22 protein-coding genes and 1 riboswitch are annotated in these 20,408 nt (G+C 73.9%); of the genes, 9 read left to right on the top strand and 13 right to left on the bottom strand.

Annotated features, from left to right (window positions below; genetic code table 11):
- Nucleotides 1–32 precede the first annotated feature (32 nt).
- On the top strand, nucleotides 33–239 hold the full coding sequence (locus tag AD017_RS21700) for a hypothetical protein (RefSeq protein ID WP_010224239.1): 207 nt from the start codon (nucleotides 33–35) through the stop codon (nucleotides 237–239).
- 19 nt (nucleotides 240–258) lie between these two features.
- On the opposite strand, the gene AD017_RS21695 is transcribed toward AD017_RS21700, so the two are convergent.
- The 4 genes from AD017_RS21695 to AD017_RS21680 are packed head-to-tail and all read right to left on the bottom strand — an operon-like array spanning nucleotide 259 to nucleotide 4,380.
- A complete protein-coding gene (locus AD017_RS21695; RefSeq protein WP_060575298.1) occupies nucleotides 259–1,032 on the bottom strand; it encodes a trans-aconitate 2-methyltransferase in 774 nt (257 codons plus the stop codon).
- 10 nt (nucleotides 1,033–1,042) lie between these two features.
- Nucleotides 1,043–1,564, bottom strand: coding sequence for a hypothetical protein (locus AD017_RS21690; RefSeq protein WP_010224235.1), 522 nt, complete (start codon nucleotides 1,562–1,564; stop codon nucleotides 1,043–1,045).
- Entirely contained in the window at nucleotides 1,561–3,426 is a 1,866-nt protein-coding gene (dnaG, locus tag AD017_RS21685) for a DNA primase (RefSeq protein ID WP_060575297.1), read from the bottom strand. The genes AD017_RS21690 and dnaG overlap by 4 nt, the downstream gene beginning before the upstream one ends.
- A 24-nt stretch (nucleotides 3,427–3,450) precedes the next feature.
- On the bottom strand, nucleotides 3,451–4,380 hold the full coding sequence (locus tag AD017_RS21680) for a DMT family transporter (RefSeq protein WP_060575296.1): 930 nt from the start codon (nucleotides 4,378–4,380) through the stop codon (nucleotides 3,451–3,453).
- Nucleotides 4,381–4,591: 211 nt separating this feature from the next.
- Here AD017_RS21680 and AD017_RS21675 point away from each other — a divergent pair, with 211 nt between their 5' ends.
- Nucleotides 4,592–5,371: an HNH endonuclease family protein gene (locus AD017_RS21675; protein WP_227012814.1), complete on the top strand. Its 780-nt coding sequence runs from the start codon at nucleotides 4,592–4,594 to the stop codon at nucleotides 5,369–5,371.
- Here AD017_RS21675 and AD017_RS21670 read toward each other — a convergent pair.
- The 3 genes from AD017_RS21670 to AD017_RS21660 form a co-directional block, all read right to left on the bottom strand.
- Nucleotides 5,358–6,677 (bottom strand): deoxyguanosinetriphosphate triphosphohydrolase, encoded by a 1,320-nt coding sequence (locus AD017_RS21670; RefSeq protein WP_060575295.1) that lies wholly within the window; start codon nucleotides 6,675–6,677, stop codon nucleotides 5,358–5,360. The genes AD017_RS21675 and AD017_RS21670 overlap by 14 nt on opposite strands.
- Complete coding sequence (locus AD017_RS21665; protein WP_029239822.1) at nucleotides 6,674–7,291, bottom strand: YdcF family protein; 618 nt, start codon at nucleotides 7,289–7,291, stop codon at nucleotides 6,674–6,676. The genes AD017_RS21670 and AD017_RS21665 overlap by 4 nt, the downstream gene beginning before the upstream one ends.
- A 98-nt stretch (nucleotides 7,292–7,389) precedes the next feature.
- The gene (locus AD017_RS21660) at nucleotides 7,390–8,424 is read right to left on the bottom strand and encodes an XdhC family protein (RefSeq protein WP_227012813.1); all 1,035 of its coding nucleotides are present in this window, start codon (nucleotides 8,422–8,424) and stop codon (nucleotides 7,390–7,392) included.
- A 352-nt stretch (nucleotides 8,425–8,776) separates the two neighbouring features.
- Here AD017_RS21660 and AD017_RS21655 point away from each other — a divergent pair, with 352 nt between their 5' ends.
- The 3 genes from AD017_RS21655 to AD017_RS21645 all read left to right on the top strand — a co-directional run bounded on the left by AD017_RS21655 (nucleotide 8,777) and on the right by AD017_RS21645 (nucleotide 11,472).
- Nucleotides 8,777–10,189: a hemolysin family protein gene (locus AD017_RS21655; protein ID WP_010227449.1), complete on the top strand. Its 1,413-nt coding sequence runs from the start codon at nucleotides 8,777–8,779 to the stop codon at nucleotides 10,187–10,189.
- Nucleotides 10,186–11,175, top strand: coding sequence for a hemolysin family protein (locus AD017_RS21650; protein ID WP_060575294.1), 990 nt, complete (start codon nucleotides 10,186–10,188; stop codon nucleotides 11,173–11,175). The genes AD017_RS21655 and AD017_RS21650 overlap by 4 nt, the downstream gene beginning before the upstream one ends.
- Nucleotides 11,176–11,271: 96 nt before the next feature.
- Nucleotides 11,272–11,472, top strand: coding sequence for a hypothetical protein (locus AD017_RS21645; protein WP_010227453.1), 201 nt, complete (start codon nucleotides 11,272–11,274; stop codon nucleotides 11,470–11,472).
- Nucleotides 11,473–11,535: 63 nt separating this feature from the next.
- Here the strand turns inward: AD017_RS21645 and AD017_RS21640 are convergent, their stop codons facing one another.
- The 3 genes from AD017_RS21640 to AD017_RS21630 all read right to left on the bottom strand — a co-directional run bounded on the left by AD017_RS21640 (nucleotide 11,536) and on the right by AD017_RS21630 (nucleotide 15,498).
- Complete coding sequence (locus AD017_RS21640; RefSeq protein ID WP_010227455.1) at nucleotides 11,536–12,942, bottom strand: glycine--tRNA ligase; 1,407 nt, start codon at nucleotides 12,940–12,942, stop codon at nucleotides 11,536–11,538.
- Nucleotides 12,943–13,137: 195 nt separating this feature from the next.
- Entirely contained in the window at nucleotides 13,138–14,088 is a 951-nt protein-coding gene (locus AD017_RS21635; RefSeq protein ID WP_060575293.1) for a hypothetical protein, read from the bottom strand.
- Nucleotides 14,089–15,165: 1,077 nt separating this feature from the next.
- Entirely contained in the window at nucleotides 15,166–15,498 is a 333-nt protein-coding gene (locus tag AD017_RS21630; RefSeq protein ID WP_010226208.1) for an antibiotic biosynthesis monooxygenase, read from the bottom strand.
- Nucleotides 15,499–15,601: 103 nt separating this feature from the next.
- Between AD017_RS21630 and AD017_RS21625 the strand changes: the two genes are divergently transcribed.
- Together AD017_RS21625 and AD017_RS21620 are read left to right on the top strand one after the other, a co-directional pair.
- Nucleotides 15,602–15,970 (top strand): helix-turn-helix transcriptional regulator, encoded by a 369-nt coding sequence (locus tag AD017_RS21625; protein WP_010226206.1) that lies wholly within the window; start codon nucleotides 15,602–15,604, stop codon nucleotides 15,968–15,970.
- Entirely contained in the window at nucleotides 15,967–16,416 is a 450-nt protein-coding gene (locus AD017_RS21620) for a Fur family transcriptional regulator (protein ID WP_010226204.1), read from the top strand. The genes AD017_RS21625 and AD017_RS21620 overlap by 4 nt, the downstream gene beginning before the upstream one ends.
- Nucleotides 16,417–16,434: 18 nt before the next feature.
- Here the strand turns inward: AD017_RS21620 and AD017_RS21615 are convergent, their stop codons facing one another.
- A complete protein-coding gene (locus AD017_RS21615) occupies nucleotides 16,435–17,763 on the bottom strand; it encodes an aminotransferase class V-fold PLP-dependent enzyme (RefSeq protein ID WP_060575292.1) in 1,329 nt (442 codons plus the stop codon).
- Between the two features lie 49 nt (nucleotides 17,764–17,812).
- A riboswitch (SAM riboswitch) is annotated at nucleotides 17,813–17,926 on the bottom strand.
- A gap of 149 nt (nucleotides 17,927–18,075) precedes the next feature.
- On the opposite strand from AD017_RS21615, the gene AD017_RS21610 reads away from it, so the two are divergent.
- Both AD017_RS21610 and AD017_RS21605 read left to right on the top strand, forming a co-directional pair.
- Nucleotides 18,076–18,729: a hypothetical protein gene (locus AD017_RS21610; RefSeq protein WP_060575291.1), complete on the top strand. Its 654-nt coding sequence runs from the start codon at nucleotides 18,076–18,078 to the stop codon at nucleotides 18,727–18,729.
- A gap of 90 nt (nucleotides 18,730–18,819) precedes the next feature.
- Nucleotides 18,820–19,155 carry a DUF2795 domain-containing protein gene (locus tag AD017_RS21605; protein WP_010226198.1) on the top strand — a complete coding sequence of 112 codons (336 nt, stop codon included), beginning with the start codon at nucleotides 18,820–18,822 and terminating at the stop codon, nucleotides 19,153–19,155.
- Between the two features lie 48 nt (nucleotides 19,156–19,203).
- Here AD017_RS21605 and AD017_RS21600 read toward each other — a convergent pair whose 3' ends face one another.
- Both AD017_RS21600 and AD017_RS21595 read right to left on the bottom strand, forming a co-directional pair.
- Entirely contained in the window at nucleotides 19,204–19,605 is a 402-nt protein-coding gene (locus AD017_RS21600; protein WP_010226197.1) for a hypothetical protein, read from the bottom strand.
- A complete protein-coding gene (locus AD017_RS21595) occupies nucleotides 19,602–20,381 on the bottom strand; it encodes an isoprenyl transferase (RefSeq protein WP_060575290.1) in 780 nt (259 codons plus the stop codon). Before AD017_RS21595 ends, AD017_RS21600 begins: the two co-directional genes overlap by 4 nt.
- Nucleotides 20,382–20,408 lie beyond the last annotated feature (27 nt).

The raw sequence follows: 20,408 nt of genomic DNA, 5'->3' as shown, positions 1-20,408 counted from the left end.
CCCGGGTACGGTCGCGGTCGGAGGTGAGGGGAATGGTCAGGTTCCTCGTGGGAGTCGCGGTCGGGTACGTCCTCGGCACCAGAGCCGGGCACGAGCGGTACGAGCAGTTGGTGCGTGCCTACCACCGGGCCGTGGACCATCCCGTGGTGCAGGGCGCGGCGGGAGTCGCGCAGGCGGGCGTGGAGGGCGCGATCGGCAAGGTGCGTGGCGAGCGCGCCGACGGCGACGGGCACTCCTGAGGCACCTCGCGGCGGGCGGTCAGTGTTTCCGGGCCACCGCGAAGACACGGCGGAACGGGAACCAGGTGCTGCCGTCGGCGCTCGGCGGGTAGGCCGCGCGCAACCGCGGGGCGAGCTCGTCGACGAAGGCGGCGTAGGCGTCGTCGTCGAGGGCGTCGCGCACGGGCCGCAGCGCCGTGCCGGAGATCCAGCGCAGGACCGGGTCGTCGCCCTCGAGTCGCTGCAGGTAGGTCGTCTCCCACGCGTCGACCACGGCCCCGGAGTGCGCGAGCAGGTCCGCGTAGCCGAGCGGGTCCAGGACGGTCTCGTCGCCGCGCAGCAGGATCCGTGCGCGCCAGCGGGGCTGCGCCGCCACCTCGCGGGTGAGGACGTGTGAGGGCGCGCCGAAGTTGCCGGGCACCTGCATCGCGAGCCACGCCCCGGGAGCCAACGCGGCGATCCACCGGCGCAGGACGTCGGCGTGCTCGGGCACCCACTGCAGCACCGCGTTGCTGACGAGCACGCCGGTGTCCCGTGGCGGGGTCCAGTCCCGGACGTCGGTCAGTGCCGCGTCGACGCCCGCCGACCGCGCGGCCTCGACCATGTCCGGCGACGAGTCGAACGCGTCGACCGTCGCGTCCGGCCAGCGCCGGGACAACAGGCCGGTGAGGTGGCCCGGCCCGCAACCCGCGTCCACGACCCGCGGCAGCCCGGGATCGACCGCGCCGACCCGCGCGAGGAGGTCGACGAACGGGCGGGAGCGGTGGTCGTCGAACGCCCGGTAGAGCTCGGGGTCCCAGCTCGCGGCCGTCACCTCGGCGCCCTCACCCGGCGTCGCCTCCGGGCAGCCGGTCCGCGATGCCCTCGGCGAGCCGCCGGACGGCCACCGGGTCGGTGCCGGTGTCCGGCCGGACCTGGACGATCAGCCCGTCCCGTCCCGGGATCCTGCGCTGGAGCACCCACGCCCCGCCGCCGGGGAGCTCGCGCCGGTTGCGGGACCGGATCGACTGGTCGACCCGGTCCCGGACCGCCTGGGGCACCTTCCCGGGCTCCGGGAGTCGGAACCGCTGCGGCACGGCGTCGGACAGCAGCTCCGTGCCGGGGGCGATCTCCTCGGCGGTCGTCGGCGTCACCACCAGCGCCGTCCTGTCCCACGTCGCCTTCGCGATCTCGTGCCAGCCGATCCGCTCCCCCGCGGGCGGCCAGACCCCCCAGGACGTGACGACGAGCGTCCCGCCACCCGCGACCGTCGCCACGGCGACGACCGCCTCCTCGCTCCCCAGCCGGTCGGCGACGGCGGCGGGAACCGGGTCCCGGCCGAACAGCCGGCCCCAGAACCCGCTCACGACGCGACCCCGGCGGCCTGCTCGCGCAGCTGGATCTTGTACTGCTCCAGCGGGACGAGCACGCCGAACAGGTCCATGTACTCGTCGTGGTCGGTCTCGGAGTTGGTCCGCTGCAGCTGCGACTTGAGATCGGCGATCTCGCGCTCGACCAGGCCGAGCCGTACCCCGGCGAGGACGCCGTTGACGTAGCGGAGCTCGTCGGTGTTCCGCTTGGGGAGCTCCAGTCCCTCGACGGCGAGCTCGCTGACCAGCCGTTTCACGTCGTCGGTCGCGATCTCGGCGACGACGGCGTCGAGCCACTCCGGCCCCTCCAGCCCGGCTCCCACCCCACCCGCTCCGAGGATCGCCCGCTGCACCGCGGCGAACTGCGGGTGGGTGAAACCGGCCTCGGGGAGCTCGTCGAACCCGGGCCCGACGACGCCGGGGATCTGCAGGGCGGCCTTGAGCGCCTCGCGCTGCAGGTGCAGCTGCGTGTCGTCGCGCTTCGGGGCGGGGAGCGGCGCCCGGCGGCGCGACCGGCCCTCGGCCGGGCCCCCTGCCGTCTCGCGTACCCGCCGCACGACGACGGCGATGTCGTCCCACCCGACCCAGCCGGCCAGCCGGCGGGCGTACTCGTCGCGCAGGTCCTCCCGCTTGATCTTGGCGACGATCGGGACGGTCTGCTGCAGCGCCGCGACCCGGCCCTCGGCGGTCTCCAGCCGGTGGTTGCGCAGCTCGGTGCGGATCGCGAACTCGAACAGCGGCTCCCGGCGGGCGACGAGGTCCTTCACCGCGGCGTCGCCGTGGTTGTGCCGCAGCTCGCAGGGGTCCTGGCCGTCGGCGGCGATCGCGACGTAGGTCTGCGTCGCGAAGCTCTGGTCGCCCTCGAACGCCTTCTGCGCGGCCTTCTGGCCGGCGTCGTCGCCGTCGAAGGTGAAGATCACCTCGCCGCGGTCGAACGAGTCGTCGCCGATCAGCCTGCGGATGACCGAGATGTGCTCGGAACCGAACGCCGTGCCGCAGGACGCGACGGCCGTCGGCACCCCGGCCAGGTGCATCGCCATGACGTCGGTGTAGCCCTCGACGACGACGACCTGGCGCGACTTCGCGATCTCCCGCTTGGCCTGGTCGAGCCCGAACAGCACGTGCGTCTTGCGGTAGACCGGCGTCTCGGAGGTGTTGAGGTACTTGGCCTCGATGCCGTCGTCGTCGAACAGGCGGCGGGCACCGAACCCGACGACGTCGCCGCCGAGGTCGCGGATCGGCCACAGCAGCCGCCGGTGGAACCGGTCGATCGCGCCGCGGCGGCCCTCCTTCGCGATCCCGGACTTGATCAGCTCGTCGAGCTGGTAGCCCTGCCCGAGCAGGTGCTTGGTGACGGTGTCCCAGCCGGCTGGCGCGTAGCCGCACCCGAACTTCTCGGCGGCGGCCAGGTCGAACCCGCGCTCGGACAGGAACTGCATCGCGGCCCGGCCGGCCGGGGTGCGCAGCTGTTCGGCGTAGAACTCGGCGGCCTTGCGGTTGATCTCCAGCAGCCGGGAGCGGGTACCGCGGTCCCGCTGGACCGACGACCCGCCGCCCTCGTAGGTCAGCCGGACCCCGCACCGGTCGGCGAGCCGCTCGACCGCCTCCGGGAAGCCGATGACCTCCATCTTCATCACGAAGTCGATCACGCTGCCGTGCTCGCCGCAGCCGAAGCAGTGGAACGTGCCGTGCGAGGGGCGGACGTTGAACGAAGGGGTCTTCTCGTCGTGGAAGGGGCAGAGCCCCTTCAGCGAGCCGGCACCGGCGCGGCGGAGCGCGACGTACTCCTCGACGATCTCCTCGACCCGGACACGGTTCCGGACCTCGGTGATGTCAGCGTCCCGGATCCGTCCTGCCACGGCTCCGATTCTAGGCCCGCCGGTTCAGCTCCGGGGCGCGGTCCCGACCGGCGCCGGATCGGCGGCCTCGACGGCCCGCCTGCGGGCGCCCGGGAGCCTGCCGAGACCGACGAACATCCCGACGAGCGCGATGCACAGACCCAGCACGGCCTGCACCGTGAGCGGCTCGCCGAGGATCGGGACCGCGCACAGCGCCGTCGTCGCCGGGACCAGGTTGAGCAGCGACGACACGAAGACCGTCGAGCGCCAGCGCAGCAGCAGGAACATCAGTACGAAGGCCCCGGCCGAGTTGAAGATCCCGAGCCAGCCGACGGCCAGCCACCCCCCGGCCGACGACGGCAGCCATCCCGCCCCGAGGAACGGCCAGGCGGCCAGGGTGGCCACCAGCGACGTCCCCATCTGGACGACGACGCTCGTCACGACGGGCGTCCGGTCGTTGAACCGCTTCTGGTAGAGCGTGCCGGCGGTCAGCGAGAGCATCCCGAGGACGGGGAAGACGACGTCGCCGCCGATGCCGCCGCCCAGGTCGTCGGCGAGCACGACGTAGACGCCCACCGCGCCGATCAGCAGCCCGAGGACCGGCGCGACGCCGAGCCGGGTCGCGAGCAGCAGCGGCGTCAGCAGCCCGACCAGCAGCGGCGCCATGCCCAGGATCAGGCTGGACAGCCCGGCGGGCACGCCCGACGACAGTCCGGTGTAGACGAACGAGAACTGCCCGACCTGCAGCAGCAGCGCGGTGACGCCGAGGTGCATCCAGGCACGGCCGCACGGGAGCCCGGGCCGCAGCACCAGGGCGGCGGCGAGCATCACCGCCAGCGCGATCACGAACCGCCAGAGCAGGACCGTGGGGACCTCCATGTACCCGGTCGCGATCTTGCCCGCGATGAAGCCGGACGCCCAGAGCGGGACGAAGAGCACGGCCAGCACGGGAACGAGCCAACGCGGGAAGGTCACCCCACTACTTCAACGCATTGCTAAAGATATCGGCAAGCGGAGGTGGGCGGGACCTCACCGGTGGCGCCGTAGCACGACCCGGACCACCCCGAGCGAGCTTTCACACAGAGTGACGACCCGCGCGGCGTGTCCGCCGCCCGCCGCCGATCGCGTCGGTGAACATCGCTCCGTGCGTGGTCGTCGTGGTCGTCAGGGGCATCGGGGTCGTCGGGTGAGAGCCGCAGGGGTGCTGGCGGCGGTGCTGGTGGTGGCGGGCTGCGGAGCGCCGGGGTCCTTCGCGGACCTGGCGGCCGCCGGCACCGGGGTGGTCGAGACGGACGTGGTCGAGGCGGGGGTGGCGGCGCCGTCGTCGCCGGACGGCCACGCCGCGGCGCCCGCCGCGGGGAACGCGTCGGCGGCGCTCGCGGGCCTGCAGGTCAAGGGCCGGGCCCCGAAGACCGGGTACGCCCGCGACGAGTTCGGGCGCCGCTGGGCCGACATCGACCGAGACGGCTGCGACCAGCGCAACCAGGTCCTCGCCCGCGACATGGACCGTGAGACGTTCAAGGCGGGCACCCGCGACTGCGTCGTGCTGACCGGCTCCCTGCGCGACTCCTACACCGCGACGACGATCTCCTTCACCCGCGGCCAGGGCACCAGCGACAAGGTCCAGATCGACCACGTCGTCGCCCTGTCGGACGCCTGGCAGAAGGGCGCCCAGCAGCTCGACGAGGCCACCCGCGAGCGGATCGGGAACGACCCGCTCAACCTCGTCGCCGTCGACGGCCCGACCAACGGCCGCAAGGGCGACGGCGACGCCGCCACCTGGCTCCCGCCGGACCGCGGGTACCGGTGCGCCTACGTCGCCCGCCAGGTCGCGGTGAAGACCAAGTACCGGCTCTGGGTCACCGCCGCGGAGCGGGACGCGATCGACCGGGTGCTGCGGACCTGCCCCGACCGGTCGGTCCCGACCGAGGCCGATGCGGCGAAGCCGGCGGTCAGCCTGCGCTGACCGCGCGCCCGCCCCGGTCGCGACCGCACAGCTCGCGGTGCCACGCGATCGCCTGCGGGTCGGTGAGCAGCGCGACCTGGTCGACGACGACCCGCAGGCGGGCCCGGTCGTCGGGGGCGGCCGCCCAGTCCTCGGCCCGGACCGGGTCCAGGCCGGCCGGGCCCCGCCCGGCCAGGGTCGCGACCAGCTCGTGGAGCAGCTCCCGCTGGCGGGACTGCATCGCCAGCCGCTGCGGGTCGCTCATCACGTAGCGGGTCGCGAGCGCCTTGAGCAGCACGACCTCGGCCTCGGCCCGCGCCGGGACGACCAGCCCGGCACGGTGCCGGGCCAGCGGTGCGTCGCCGTGGGCGTCGAGGGTCGCGTCGGTGGCGGCCAGCGCGAACCGCCCGACCAGCTCGGACGTCATCCGCTTCATGGCGACCAGGTCGTCACCGGCCGCGGTGCGCACGTCGAACCCGCGGACGGCCCGGACCACCGGCAGCGCGTCGAGCCGGGCCGCGGCCTCGGTGCAGGCGGCCGCGTCCGCCCCGAACCCGGCCGCGGCCTCGGCCGCGAGCGCCTCCCGCTCGGCCCGCGACGACAGCACGGCGAGATCCATCCGGCCGGCCAGCACCGCGTCCTCGACGTCGTGCACGGAGTACGCGACGTCGTCGGCCCAGTCCATGACCTGGGCCTCCGTGCTCCGCACGCCCGGGCGGGCACCCAGCCGCACCCATTCCAGCGCGGCGGCGTCGTCGGCGTAGGCGCCGAACTTCCGCTCCGCGCCGCGGCGCGGCCACGGGTACTTGGTGGACGCGTCGAGGGTGGCGCGGGTGAGGTTGAGCCCGCCGGGCACGCGGCCGTCGACCGAGCGGGACTTCGGCTCCAGCCGGGTCAGGATCCGCAACGTCTGCGCGTTGCCCTCGAACCCGCCGCACGCCGCTCCGGCCTCGTCGAGAGCACGTTCACCGTTGTGCCCGAACGGCGGATGACCGATGTCGTGCGCGAGCCCCGCGGCGTCCACGACGTCCGGGTCCAGACCCAGCTCCTCGGCGATCCCGCGCCCGATCTGGGCGACCTCCAGCGAGTGCGTCAACCGCGTCCGCGGGATGCCGGTGACCTCGGCGCCCTCCCCCGGCCCGACGACCTGGGTCTTGCCGGCCAGCCGGCGCAGGGCCGCGGAGTGCAGCACCCGCGCCCGGTCACGGGAGAACGGGCTGCGCCGCTCCACCCGGCCGCGCTCACCGAGCCCGGACCCCTTGGGCGGCTCGGGGTGCCTGCGCTCGGCGTCGGCCGGGGTGTAGCCCGGGTCCACGGACGAGGTCATCCCTGGCCGCTGCTCGCGGTGTCGACCGAGGCGTGGGTCAGCTCGTAGAACAGCAGCGCCCCGGTCTCGCGGTAGATGTAGTGGAACTGGGTCTCCCGGGTCTGGACCATCGGTCCGCTGCGGGTCGGCGACGTCCACGCCTCCAGCCCGGCGTCGCGGGCCATCGTGCGGGCGCGCAGGCTGTGCCACGGGTCCGACACGAGCAGCGCCGACTCCCAGCCCTGCTCGCGCGCGGTCCCGGCGACGGCCTGCAGGCTGCCGAGCGTGTCGACGCCCTCCGGCACCGCCTCGACCGCGGTGCTCGGCAGGCCCTGCTCGATGAGCCACTCCCGACTGGCCTCGGCCTCGGTGTAGCGGTCACCGGACTGCCCGCCGCCGACCGTGACGATCCGCGGGGCCACACCGTCGCGGTAGAGGTCCTCCGCGTGTCGCAGCCGGGCCGCGAGCACCGCGCTCGGCTCACCGTTGTACTGCGCCGCCCCGAGCACGATCACGGCGTCGACCGGGCGCTGGTCGTCGATCCGGGCGACCTGCCACACCCGCAGCGCGGTCACGCCGACCACGGCGATCAGCATCACGAGACCGCCGACCACCAGCCGGGCGCCCCAGGTCATCCCGGTGCGGACCGGACCGGGCGGCGGTGCGGACGGCCGCGCGGACGGGCGGCCGGCGGGCGGCGACCCGCCGAGGCCGCGACGGGAGGAGGGCGCGCTCATCCGCCGATCCGCCCCGTCGTCCCGGCCAGCACGGACGCCGAGCGCCCGGCCCGCAGCGCGATCACCTCGGCGACGATCGACACCGCCGTCTCGGCCGGGGTGCGGGCACCGAGGTCCAGCCCGACCGGCCCGTGGATCGCGGCGAGCGCGTCGGCGTCGGCACCGGCGGCGAGCAGCCGCTCGCGGCGTGCGGCCTGGGTGCGGCGGGAGCCGAGCGCACCGAGGAAGCCGCGCCCGTGGGCGAGCCCGTCCTGCAGGATCGCGTCGAACGCCGGGTCGTGGTCGAGCAGGACCAGCACGTCGGCGTCGGAGAAGGCGGCGACGGCGGCGCGGGCGTCGTCGAGGGTGGTCACGGTCCGCGCGGACCAGCCGAGCAGCCCGGACTGGGCCTGCAACGCGGCACCGAGCGCGCCCTCGCCGACGACCAGCATCGACGGCACCGGCACCCACAGGTCGATCAGCACGTCGACGCCGTCGGCGGTGACCCGCTCGGTGGTCGTGGCCCCGCGCCGGAGCAGGGTGCGGGCCTCACCGGCCGCGGCGGCGGTGACGGCGCCCAGGTCGCCGTGCTCCTCGGTCAGCTCCGGGCCGGTCAGCACGAGCGCGGCGGCGCCGTCGGACCGTGACAGCAGTGCTGCCGGGCGGGCGTTCTCCAGCGCCTCGCCGAGCGCGGCCGCCGGACCGTGCGGCAGCGGGTGGCCGAGCAGCGTCGCCCCGCCCGCACAGGCGAGCCCGGCGGCCACCGCGGACGCCTCGGCGACCTGCGCCTCCCGGACGCTCGTCGCTCCCCCGGCGGCCTCGGCCGCCAGCGGGTGCGCCGAGTCGTCGAGCGCCCCCAGGTAGAGGCTGCCGGACACCTCGCCGGCCGGGGTGCCCGCGATCAGCTGGCCGGACTCGACGGAGCCGAAGCCGTGCCGGTCGAGCACCCGGACGACGCCGATCCCGCCGGCGCCCCCGGACGCCCAGCGGAGCAGCGCGGCACCGAGCGCGCGCCGCGGATCCGCCGTGGCCTGCGTCGTGGGAGTGGTCACGCCGTCAGGGTAACGACGGGGTCTGACAGGACGCTGAGAGCTGCGTACGCGGCGCCGCCGAGCGTGTCGGATCCAGCAGTGGACGGTGTTCCCGCAGGTGAGCGGATGTCCGGTACCGCCGTTCGGGCGAGAGAGAGGTGACCGGGACGACGGAGCCGCCCCGGAACCGTACGATTCCGGCACGCGTTGTACGCGTCGTACGCCCATCCGATTTCGAGTCAGGAGTCATGGACCCCAGCGACAGTCCCGGCGCCGTCCGCCCCACACCCGGACGGCGACCCCGCACCGCCCTCGTCCCCGCGCGCACGGCCCTCCGGCCCGCCCGCCCCGATGACCGGGTGGTGACGCTCCGGTGATCGGCACGATCCTCGGCATCCTGCTCGGCATCCTCGTCGTCCTCGCGATCACCGCGTTGACCGGCTACTTCGTGGCCCAGGAGTTCGGCTACATGGCCGTCGACCGGTCCCGGCTCAAGGCCAGGGCCGCCGAGGGCGACGCCGGCGCCGCACGCGCCCTCGACATCACCCGCCGGACGTCGTTCATGCTGTCCGGCGCCCAGCTGGGCATCACCGTCACCGGTCTGCTCGTCGGTTACGTCGCCGAACCGCTGATCGGCGACGGCATCGGCGAGCTGCTCGGCGTGGTGAACGTGCCGGCCGGCGTCGGCGCCGCGATCGGCATCGCGTTCGCGCTGCTGCTCTCGACCGTCGTCCAGATGGTCTTCGGCGAGCTGTTCCCGAAGAACCTGGCGATCGCCCGCCCGGAGCCGGTGGCCCGCGCGCTCGCGCTGTCCACCAAGACCTACCTGGCGATCTTCGGCTGGATCATCAAGATCTTCGACGCCGCGTCCAACGTGCTGCTCAGGGCACTGCGGATCGAGCCGGTGCACGACGTCGAGCACTCCGCCACCCGGCGTGACCTCGAGGCGATCATCGACGACTCGAAGGACTCCGGTGACATCGACCCGGAGCTCGCGACGCTGCTGGACCGCGCGGTCGACTTCAGCGACCGCACGGCGCGCGCGGCGATGATCCCGCGGCCGCGGGTGTCCTGGGTCCGCGACGACGCCACGGTGGAGAGCCTGATCGGGCAGATGGCGGTGCAGCACTCCCGCTACCCGGTGCTCGGCACCCCGCCGGACGCCGCCGACCCGGAGAACGCGATGGAGCTCGTCGGCGTCGTCTGCCTCAAGGACGTGCTGGCGCTGTCCGAGCGCCTCGGTGGGCGCAGCTTCGCCGAGGTCCGGGTCTCCGAGCTCATGCGGGTGCCGGTGCTGGTGCCCTCGTCGCTGCCGCTGCCGCAGGTGCTGGCCCGGCTGCGCGAGGAGGACGAGGAGCTCGCCTGCGTGCTCGACGAGTACGGCGGCCTGGCCGGCGTGATCACCGTCGAGGACGTGGCCGAGGAGCTCGTCGGCGAGATCACCGACGAGCACGACCAGGCGGGCACCGACCAGGCCACCGCGGCCGGCGACGGCTGGGTCGTGCCCGGCGACCGGCACGTCGACGAGGTCGGCAGGCTGATCGACGCCGAGCTGCCCGACGGCGACTACCAGACCGTCGGCGGCCTGGTGATGGCCGAGCTGCAGAGGCTGCCGGAGACCGGTGACGAGGTCACCGTCGTCATCCCCGCCGACAACCCGGACGACGACGACCGCGCCCTGCGCCTGACGGTGCAGGAGGTGGACCGCCGCGTCCCCGCCGCGGTCCACCTGGTCTGGACCGAACCGGCCACCAGTTCCGACGACGAGCAGGAGGTGCGCGCATGAGCACCGTCGAGATCGTCGTCTCCGTCGCGCTCATCGCGGCGAGCGCGTTCTTCGTGGCGGTCGAGTTCGCACTCGTCGCCGCGCGCAACTACCGCCTGGAGGAGGCCGCGCAGACCTCGGCGTCGGCGCGTGCCGCCCTGCGCAGCGCGAAGGACATCTCGCTGCTGCTGGCCGGGTCCCAGCTCGGCATCACGCTGTGCGTGCTGGGTCTGGGTGCGGTCACCAAGCCGGCCGTCGACTACGCGCTGCGCCCGATCCTGGAGGGCTGGGGGCTGCCCGGCGGCGTCGCGGGCGTCGTGTCGTTCGTGATCTCCCTGATCGTCGTGACGTTCCTGCACCTCGTCGTCGGTGAGATGGCGCCGAAGTCCTGGGCGATCTCGCACCCGGAGCGCTCGGCGATCATGCTGGCGATCCCGATGCGGGCGTTCATGGTCGTCGCCCGGCCGCTGCTCCTGCTGCTCAACGGCGCGGCGAACCGCTGCCTGCGTGCCGTCGGTGTCGAGCCGGTCGACGAGATGGCGTCCGGCCGCAACGCCGACGACCTGCGTGAGCTCGTCGACCACTCGGCGAAGACCGGCGCGCTCGACCAGGAGCACCGTGACCAGCTGGTCACCGCGCTGGAGCTGGAGCGCACCCCGCTGCGGGATCTGGCGCACGAGCCGTCCGGGGTGTCGGCCGACGACGACGTCAGCACCGTCCAGGACACCGCCCGGCGCACCGGGCACCTGCGGCTGATCGTCCGCGACGGCGAGACACCCGTCGGCTACGTCCACGTCCGGGACACGCTGACCCGCGATCCCGGCACCCGGGCCCGCGACCTGATGCGCCCGGTGCTCACCCTGCCGGGTGACACGCTCTACCACACGGCGGTGAACACGATGCGCGACCAGCGTGCGCATCTGGCGCTGGTGGAGTCCGACGGCAGGCAGGTCGGCATCGTCACCCTGTCCGACCTGGTGGAACGACTGCTACCCGAACCGGTGTAGGACGTCCCCCGGACCGGGTACCGGCGCTGCGCCCGGTCCGGGACCGTCCTACTCTGGGCCGCCTTCCGTAGCCACTTCCCGTGGGAGGTCCCACCGATGACCGCACCGTCGCTCCGTCCGGCCGAGCTGGACGACGCAGCGCTCACCCGGCTGAAGCAGCTCGAGGACCGGATCGGCGGGCCGCTGGTGGCCTACCGTCCGGAGTCGCCGTACGCGGCGCTCAGCGAGGACGACCTCGCCGAGGTCCGCCGGACCGAGAACGAGCTCGGCGTGCAGCTGCTGGCCTACCGGGCCTGACCGGCCCCCGACACGAGAACGCCCCGCCCGGGGTCCGGGCGGGGCGTTCTCGTGCGCGGGTGCTCAGCAGCCGAGCAGGCGGGTCGCCAGCCAGGTCTCGACCTGGTCGAGCGCGACGCGCTCCTGGGCCATCGAGTCCCGCTCGCGGATGGTGACGGCCTGGTCGGTGAGGGTGTCGAAGTCGACCGTGATGCAGAACGGGGTGCCGATCTCGTCCTGACGACGGTAGCGGCGGCCGATGGCGCCGGCGTCGTCGAAGTCGACGTTCCAGTTCTTCCGCAGCTGCGCGGCCAGGTCCTTCGCCTTGGGCGACAGGTCGGCGTTGCGCGACAGGGGCAGCACCGCGGCCTTGACCGGGGCGAGCCGGCGGTCGAGCTTCAGCACGACCCGCTTGTCGACGCCACCCTTCGCGTTGGGCGCCTCGTCCTCGGTGTAGGCCTCGATGAGGAAGGCCATCATCGACCGGCCGACACCGGCCGCCGGCTCGATCACGTACGGCTTGTACCGGGTGTCGGTGGCCTGGTCGTAGAACGACAGGTCGACGCCGGAGTGGTTCGAGTGCGCCGTCAGGTCGAAGTCCGTGCGGTTCGCGATGCCCTCGAGCTCGCCCCACTCCTGGCCGGTGAAGTTGAACCGGTACTCGATGTCGACGGTGCGCTTCGAGTAGTGGGAGAGCTTCTCCTTGGCGTGCTCGTAGTGCCGCAGGTTGTCCGGGGAGATGCCCAGGTCGGTGTACCAGCGGGTGCGCTCGTCGATCCAGTACTGGTGCAGCTCCTCGTCGCTGCCCGGCTCGACGAAGTACTCCATCTCCATCTGCTCGAACTCGCGGGTGCGGAAGATGAAGTTGCCCGGGGTGATCTCGTTGCGGAAGCTCTTGCCGATCTGGCCGATGCCGAACGGCGGCTTCTTGCGCGAGGTCGTCTGCACGTTCAGGAAGTTCACGAAGATGCCCTGCGCGGTCTCCGGGCGCAGGTAGTGCAGCCCCTCCTCGGACTCCACCGGGCCGAGGAAGGTCTTCAGCATCATGTTGAACTCGCGGGGCGCCGTGAACTGCCCGCGGGTGCCGCAGTTCGGGCAGGGGACCTCGGAAAGGTCGTTCTGGTCGGCCTGCTCCGGGTCGCGGCCCTTGCGCTCGGCGAACTCCTCGGCGAGCTGGTCGGCGCGGTAGCGCTTGTGGCAGGACTCGCACTCGACCAGCGGGTCGGAGAACGTACCGACGTGGCCGGAGGCGACCCAGGTCTGGCGCGGCAGGATGACCGAAGAGTCCAGGCCGACGACGTCGTCGCGGCCGGTCACCACGGTCTTCCACCACTGGCGCTTGATGTTGTCCTTCAGCTCGACGCCGAGGGGTCCGTAGTCCCACGCCGACCGCGTACCGCCGTAGATCTCGCCGGAGGCGAAGACGAATCCGCGCCGCTTGGTCAGCGCGACAATGGTCTCGATCTTGGCGGAGGTCGGCTTGCTGGCCACAGCGGTACTCCAGGAACGTGGTTCGGACTCTCCCACCGGCAGGGCGGCCAGAGGGGCGTCCCAGATTACCGACCCGCCGTCACCGCATCTCTCCCGCCCGGCCACGCACCTCGCGCCCGGCCCGTGCGCAGCTCGCGCCGCGGCCCGCGCTCGGCTCGCCCTCGTCCGCCGGACGCTCACTGGTTCCGCCGCCGCTCACGCGATCGGGCGAGCGTTGCCGGAACTCGTGAGCGTCTGCGGCTCCAGCAGGGAGCGCAGCCTCGTGGTCACCTCGTCGAAGTGGTCGATGTCGTGCCAGGTCCAGCGGACCACGGTCCGGACGGCCGGCTGTGCCCGCAGCGCGTCCTCCCGCCGCTTCTCCCGCAGGACCGCGTCGGCCACGGTCTCCCCCGGACGCAGCGACCTGCCGTACTTCTCCATGCCGTCGAACTCGCCGACGACGCCGTGCTCCGGCCACCAGAAATCGACCTGCCCGACGAAGCCCCCGGACCGGTCCCGCACGACGTGCTGCAGGCGGGGCGCCGGCACGCCCTGTACCTGCATGCGGACCCTGCTCCGCGACTCCCCCGGGCCGTCGGCGCGCCCGTCGGCGAACGCGGCGACCGCCCGTGCCGGGCCCGCACCCCGGCGGCCGGCGGCCCGCCCGACGGCGTCGGCGACCTCGACCTCCGTGCAGAGCCCCCGGAACAGTGCGGCGTCGGCGATCGGCACCGACGTCTCGAACGGTGCGGTCCGCGCCACGTCGACGACCGTGCGCGCGGCGGAGGTCACCGGGACCCCGCCGACCGTGGTGACGTCCCCGTCCGGGAGCGGGGCCGCGCTCAGGCACACACGAGCCGTGCTCCGGCCACCCCCGGAACGGTCACGGGTGACGTGGACCCGGCGCAGCTGCACGCCCCACACCGGCAGGTCCTGCAGGACCGCCGCGGACAGACCGCTGACGACGGCGCCCGGCCCGAGCAGGGGCAGCGTCGCCTCGACGAGCAGCCGGTGGCACTCCACCGCGCTGCGTCGGCGAGGGTCGTCGGCGTCGAGGTAGGCGCCGGGGCGTACCCGCCACAGCGTTCCGCGCCCGATCGCGGAGCGGACCTCCTCGTCGGTGCGGCCCTCCGCGAGGAGCCTGCGTCTCAGGTGCAGTTCGCCCATGCCACGACCCTGCCGCCGCGACACGCCCCTGTACCGACGACCTGCGAACCTGTGGACACGGCACCGACTTGTGGACAACCGCCACCACCCCCAGCGGTCCCGGCGGGTCCGGGCGCCCACCGGTCGGGCCGACCCTGACCGACCCGCCGGCGCTCACCGGACCGCCTGTGCTCACCGGACCGTCTGTGCTCACCGGACCGTCTGTGCTCACCGGACCGTCTGTGCTCACCGGATCCGTGGGGCTTCAGCAGATCCGTGGGTGCGGAACGGATCCGTGGGCCCACCGTCTCCGCACACGCTCGCCGGTTCCGCCGATGCTCACCGGATCGCGTGAGCGCCGCCAGAATCCGCGAGCCGCGCTGCTCACCGGATCCGCAGACGCTCACCGACTACGCCGCCGCTCACCGGATCGCGTGAGCGCCCCCGCATTCCGCGAGCGCCGCCGCACCCGCGAGCGCCGCCGGAATCCGCGAGCGCCGCCGGATCGCGTGAGCGGCGCCGGATCGCGTGAGCGCCGCCAGAACCCGTGAGCGTTGCCAGAACTCGCGAGGCGCACTGCCCACCAGATCCGCTGACGCTCACCAGATCCGCCGACGCTTACCCGATCGCGCGAGCGCCGCCCGATCAAGTGAGCGCCGCCCACCCCCGCGGGCGGTGCCCACACCCGCGAAGGGTGCCCGAACCCGCGAGCGACGCCAGATCCCGCGCGCCGCACCATCCACCGCATCCGCACACGCTCACCAGATACGCCGACGCTCACCCGATCGCGCGAGCGGCACCGGAACCCGTGAGCGTTGCCGGGGCTCTGGAGTCCCTGGGCGGCAACGGGCCCTCGGAGGCGCCGGGATCGGTGGGGGCCAGGATCCGTGGGCGCCGGGGCCCTCGGTGGCGCCGGGATCCGTGGGCGCCGGGATCCGTGGGCGCCGGGATCCGTCAGTGCCGGGATCCGTCAGTGCCTGGATCCGTCACTTGCCGAGGCGGGTTCGACGGAGCGGCGCGCCGGGAACGGGCCGGCGCCGGGGCTGGGGCCAGGGCGGGAGCGGAGCCGGAGCCGGAGCCGGAGCGGCGAGGGGCGCGTCAGTCGGTCAGGAGGCTCGGGTGGTGGGTGACCGTCGTGCCGGGGGGTGCCGAGATGCGGGTCTCGTAGGTCGCCTCGGTGGTCGTGTCCGCCTCGGCCAGCAGCGGGTGCACGTGTTCCCGGACCGCGAACGGGCCCAGGGCGCGGCGGTAGGCGTCGACCGAGTCGAACCGGACGGTCAGCACCCACTGTTCCGGGTCCTCGATCGCCCGGCCCACCTCACCGCCGCGGTACCCCCGCTGGGCGGCCAGCAGCTCGAGGGCCCTGGCGGCCCGGGCGGTGAAGCCGGCGGCACCGGCGGGCGACACGGAGAACCGGCAGACCAGCAGCACCCCGCGACGATAACGAACACGCCTACCATGTCGGGTGCGGTCGGCACTGCTCTTTCGGTGCCGGGGGTGTGACCGCCGCCCCCGGGGACGGGACGGTCATCTGATGTCAGCCGCGACGGAGGCGACCCGGGCCCCCGACGACCACTCCGGGGACCACCACCCCGCGCCCGAGCCGGGCCCCGTCCGTGACCAACGCACCCTGGCCGCCGCGGGCGACCTGCTGCGGGCGCTGGCCGCGCCGGTCCGGATCGCGATCGTCCTGCAGCTCCTGGAACACTCGCGCTGCGTCCACGACCTGGTCGACGCGCTGGGTGTCGCCCAGCCGCTGATCAGCCAGCACCTGCGGGTGCTCAAGTCGGCGGGCGTGGTCGAGGGTGAGCGCAAGGGACGCGAGGTGCTCTACTCGCTGGTGGACGATCATCTCGCGCACATCGTGGTGGACGCGGTGGCACACGTGGAGGAGGGCCCGTGACGGACCAGGCGGTGCAGGACGGGCCGACGCGGTCGACAGCCGGTCCGCGCGGCATCCGGGCGACCCGGCAACGCGCCGCGGTGACGGCGCTGCTCGACCGGATCGAGGACTTCCGGTCCGCCCAGGAGATCCACGAGGAGCTCCGCCGCACCGGCGAGGGCATCGGCCTGACCACGGTCTACCGGACCCTGCAGACGCTCGCCGAGGGCGGCGAGGTCGACGTGCTGCGGACCGCGTCCGGCGAGGCCGTCTACCGCCGGTGCGAGACCGAGCACCACCACCATCACCTGGTGTGCCGCCGGTGCGGCGCCGCCGTCGAGATCGAGGGCCCCGCCGTCGAGTCGTGGACCCAGTCCGTCGCCGAGCAGCACGGCTTCACCGAGGTGTCGCACACCCTGGAGATCTTCGGGCTGTGCGGGCGCTGCACCGCCGCACGCGAGTCCTGACCCGCCACGAGGAGTCCCTCAGCAGGGGAGTTCCGGGCGCGGGTCCGGCGTCGGCGCCCACCGGCCGTCGACGATCGCGTAGGTCCAGGACGGCCCCCGCCGCGCCAGCCGGTCCAGCGCCCCGACCAGCCGGTCGACGTCGTCCGCGGTCGTGCGCAGCCCGAGCGAGGCGCGGACCGCGTCGCCCCCGGTGAGCCTGTCCAGCAGCGGGTGCGCGCAGAACCGGCCGTCACGCACGCCGATCCCGTGCTCCGCCGAGAGCGCCGCCGCGACCAGCCCGGCCGGCAGGTCGCCCAGGGTGAAGGAGACGGTGGCGGTCCGGTCGCCGGCGTCGTCGAACGCGGACAGGGTCCGCAGACCCGGCACCGTGGCGAGACCGGCCCGCAGCCGCTGCGCGAGCGCCCGCTCGTGCGCCGGGACGACGTCGTCGATCAGCGGCTCGAGCTCCCGGCAGGCCGCGCCCAGCGCCGCCGCACCCAGCACGTTCGGCGTGCCGCCCTCGTGCCGCTGCGGCGCGGGCAGCCACTCCGTACGGGTGGTGTCGCCGTCGACCGCGACCGAGCGGACCGCGCCGCCCCCGGCCAGGTGCGGTTCGGCGGCGTCGAGCCAGTCCCGGCGTCCGACCAGGACACCGGCGCCGTAGGGGGCGTAGAGCTTGTGCCCGGACAGCGCGACGTAGTCCGCGCCCCAGCCCGCGAGATCGACCCGCCGGTGCGGGGCGAGCTGGGCGGCGTCGACGCAGACCCGGGCGCCCGCCGCGTGCGCGATCGCGGCGATGTCGGCGACCGGCAGCAGCTCACCGGTCACGTTGGACGCGCCGGTCACGGCGACCAGCGCCGCGTCCGGCCGCGCGGTGAGCTCGGCACGCAGCGCGTCCAGGGCGGCGGCGACGGTCCGCCCGGCGCGGACGACGCGGTGCTCGGAGTGCCGCCAGGCCAGCAGCGTCGCGTGGTGCTCGAGATCGAGGGTCACGACGGGGCCGGGGACGGCGCGGGCGAGCAGGCCGAGCGCGTCGGTGGTGTTCCGGGTGAACACGGCGACGTCGCCGGGGCGGGCCCGGACGAACCGCGCGACGTCGGTGCGGGCCTGCTCCACCAGGGAGGTGCAGACCCGCGAGGTCCAGCCCGCGCCGCGGTGCACGCTGCCGTAGCGGGGCAGCACCTCGGCGACGTGTGCGGCGACCGCCTCGAGCGCGGGCGCCGACGCGGCGGAGTCGAGGTCGCAGTAGCGGACGTGGGTGCCGTCGACCAGGGGGACGGTCAGGTCGGCGCCGACGACGCGCGGCAGCGCGCCGGCGGGCGTAGTACGGGTGGTGGCGACGGTGTCGCGCAGCAGGGCAGCGGTCATGATCCGGCCTCCGGATCTCGGGGACCCGGAGCCCGGTACGGCGAGCTCGGATCCGCGCTTGCCGGCGCGGGTGTCGCGACGGCCCGGTCATCACCCGGGGCACCCCGCCGCGGAGGAGGGTTGCCGGCCAGCAAGCCGGGGCTTCGCGCTGGCACTCGTGACCTTCGGGCCGAGACGCTAGCACGCGGGCCGTCCGGACCCGGTCGCGGTGCGTGCCACGTCACCGGACGTCTCATAACGCGACACCGTGCCCCCGCCCGCGCGGCTAGCGTCGGGCATTCGGAGCTTCGGACGTTCGGAGGTGGGTCGACGATGACCGACACGCAGCAGGACGGTGCGCCCGCGGCGCCGACATCGGTACGCCGGATCGACGTCCCGGAGTCGGGTGAGCTGGCCCAGCTGGCGGGTGTCCTCGACGACCTGCAGTACGTCCTGCGGTGCTGCGAGCACCTGGTCACCACGCTCGGCGGCCCGGAGTCCGGCCCGGTGCGGGTGGAGTCCGATCCCGCACTCGTCGAGGCGTTATGGACCGGCGCCGTGACCGGCTACGTGCGGTGCTTCTCCGGGCGGACCAGGACCCTGACGAAGGACGACCTGGGTGAGCTGGAGCTGGACGGCGACGTCACGGCCTTCCACGACATGGTGCTCACCCTGCGGGACCACTACGCGTCGCGGCACGTGAACCCGCGCGAGTCGTACACGATCGGCGTGGCCCAGTCGAACGACGGCAGCCCGCGCGGCGTCGCGATCGTCTCGACGCCCCGCCCGCAGGTCGACGAGACGACGGTCCGGCTGCTCGGCCGGGTCGCCTACGGACTGTCCGCGCTGGTCGACGCCCGGATGACCAGATCGCAGAACGACGTCCTCGGCGTCGCGCGGGACATGTCCCCCGCGCAGCTCTCGGCACTCCCGATCATGCACCTGTCCGGCGGGGACGACGGAGACGGCGGGACCGGCGCCGGGTGAGGTGATCCACCGGCCCGGACGTGCATGGAACGGCGCGCAGCGGCAACACCCCCCAGGACACGCACGAACCGTCCGAGGAGGAACGACCGGATGACCGCCCGCACGACCACCCCCGACGCCGTCCACGCCGCCCTGGACGGGGTGACGTTCCCGGCAGGCAAGGACGAGCTGGCCGCCGGCGCCGAGCGCAACGGCGCCGACGCCCGCACGACCGAGGCGATCCGCGCCGTGCCGGCCGAGGACTACCGGTCCGCCGCCGACGTCGTCGCCGCGGTCGACACCGCCGACGAGTCCGAGGAGGAGACCGAGCAGCTCCGCAAGCAGCGGCGGACCGAGCACACCCACGGCGGACTGTCCGAGGCCACCAAGGACGTCGACCCGGTCAACCCGATCGAGGAGGAGCTGGGCACCAACCGCAAGAAGTGAGTGCCCGGTACGCCGCCGTCCGGTGACCTCCCGGTCCCGGGCGGCGGCTCAGGACTCCACGAGCTCGGCGCGCATGCTCGACGCCGACGACACGACGAGCATCAGCAGCGTCCCCATCGGCTGTTCCTCGAGTCCGACGGCCGGGAACGCGTAGCGCAGGGTCACGTCCCAGCCGTGCTCGCCCTGCACCACCCGTGGGGTCCCGAAGAGCCCCTCGCCGACACCCGTCCCGACCCGGCGGGGCACGTCGTCGTCGGCCAGGTCCCAGGCGACGACACAGGTGATGTTGAGGACCGGCAGGCCCTCCTCCAGCTCGGTGCCCTGGACCACGCACAGCACCCCGCCGTGCGCGAAGGTGAGGGCGCCGTCGTCGTCCACCTGGACGTCGTGGAACCGCTCCAGCGCCGCGCGGGCGGTCGCGAGCATGCCCTCGATCACGGTGTCGGTCATGACGCCCCCGCACTGTCGACGGCGCCGCCGAAGCGGCGGTCCCTGCGCGCGTAGATCTCGATCGCCTCCCAGATGTGCCTGCGGTCGAAGTCCGGGAACAGCGTGTCCAGGAAGACCATCTCGGCGTAGGCGGACTGCCAGAGCAGGAAGTTCGACGTCCGCTGTTCCCCCGACGACCGCACGAACAGGTCGACGTCGGGCATGTCCGGCTCGTCGAGGTGCCGCGCGAGCATCCGCTCGTCGATCTTGTCCGGTTTGATCTTCCCCTCGGCCGCGAGCCGCGCGAGGTGCCGGACCGAGTCGACGATCTCGGCGCGGCCGCCGTAGTTCACACACATCGTGAGGTTGAGGACGTCGTTGTGCTTCGTCCGCTCCTCCGCGACCTCGAGCTCCTTGATGACCGAGCGCCAGAGCCGCGGGCGGCGGCCCGCCCAGCGGACCCGCACACCCATCTCGTGCATCTCGTCGACCCGGCGGCGGATGACGTCGCGGTTGAACCCCATCAGGAACCGGACCTCGTCGGGGCTGCGGCGCCAGTTCTCGGTGGAGAAGGCGTAGGCCGACAGCCACGTCACCCCGATGTCGATGCAGCCGCGGGCGACGTCCATCAGGGACGCCTCGCCGCGCTTGTGCCCCTCCGTGCGGGGCAGGCCGCGGGCGTTGGCCCAGCGGCCGTTGCCGTCCATCACGAGGGCGACGTGGCGCGGCACCAGCTCCGGTGGGATCGCCGGGGGCCGTGCACCGGACGGGTGCGGCGGTGGGGGCTGGAACGGCACGACCTCACCCTACGTCCGCCGCCCGGC

Source organism: Pseudonocardia sp. EC080619-01 (genome assembly GCF_001420995.1).
Taxonomy (GTDB): Bacteria; Actinomycetota; Actinomycetes; order Mycobacteriales; family Pseudonocardiaceae; genus Pseudonocardia.
Note: the sequence above shows the minus strand (reverse complement) of the source record. Positions and strands in the feature narration are given on the sequence as shown.

What these genes read in the sequence shown, in the direction of transcription:
- AD017_RS21700 (WP_010224239.1), top strand. Translation starts at nt 33, where the DNA reads ATGGTCAGGTTCCTCGTGGGAGTCGCGGTCGGGTACGTCCTCGGCACC.
- AD017_RS21670 (WP_060575295.1), bottom strand. Translation starts at nt 6,677, where the DNA reads ATGACCTCGTCCGTGGACCCGGGCTACACCCCGGCCGACGCCGAGCGC.
- AD017_RS21665 (WP_029239822.1), bottom strand. Translation starts at nt 7,291, where the DNA reads ATGACCTGGGGCGCCCGGCTGGTGGTCGGCGGTCTCGTGATGCTGATC.
- AD017_RS21650 (WP_060575294.1), top strand. Translation starts at nt 10,186, where the DNA reads ATGAGCACCGTCGAGATCGTCGTCTCCGTCGCGCTCATCGCGGCGAGC.
- AD017_RS21645 (WP_010227453.1), top strand. Translation starts at nt 11,272, where the DNA reads ATGACCGCACCGTCGCTCCGTCCGGCCGAGCTGGACGACGCAGCGCTC.
- AD017_RS21635 (WP_060575293.1), bottom strand. Translation starts at nt 14,088, where the DNA reads ATGGGCGAACTGCACCTGAGACGCAGGCTCCTCGCGGAGGGCCGCACC.
- AD017_RS21625 (WP_010226206.1), top strand. Translation starts at nt 15,602, where the DNA reads ATGTCAGCCGCGACGGAGGCGACCCGGGCCCCCGACGACCACTCCGGG.
- AD017_RS21615 (WP_060575292.1), bottom strand. Translation starts at nt 17,763, where the DNA reads ATGACCGCTGCCCTGCTGCGCGACACCGTCGCCACCACCCGTACTACG.
- AD017_RS21610 (WP_060575291.1), top strand. Translation starts at nt 18,076, where the DNA reads ATGACCGACACGCAGCAGGACGGTGCGCCCGCGGCGCCGACATCGGTA.
- AD017_RS21605 (WP_010226198.1), top strand. Translation starts at nt 18,820, where the DNA reads ATGACCGCCCGCACGACCACCCCCGACGCCGTCCACGCCGCCCTGGAC.
- AD017_RS21600 (WP_010226197.1), bottom strand. Translation starts at nt 19,605, where the DNA reads ATGACCGACACCGTGATCGAGGGCATGCTCGCGACCGCCCGCGCGGCG.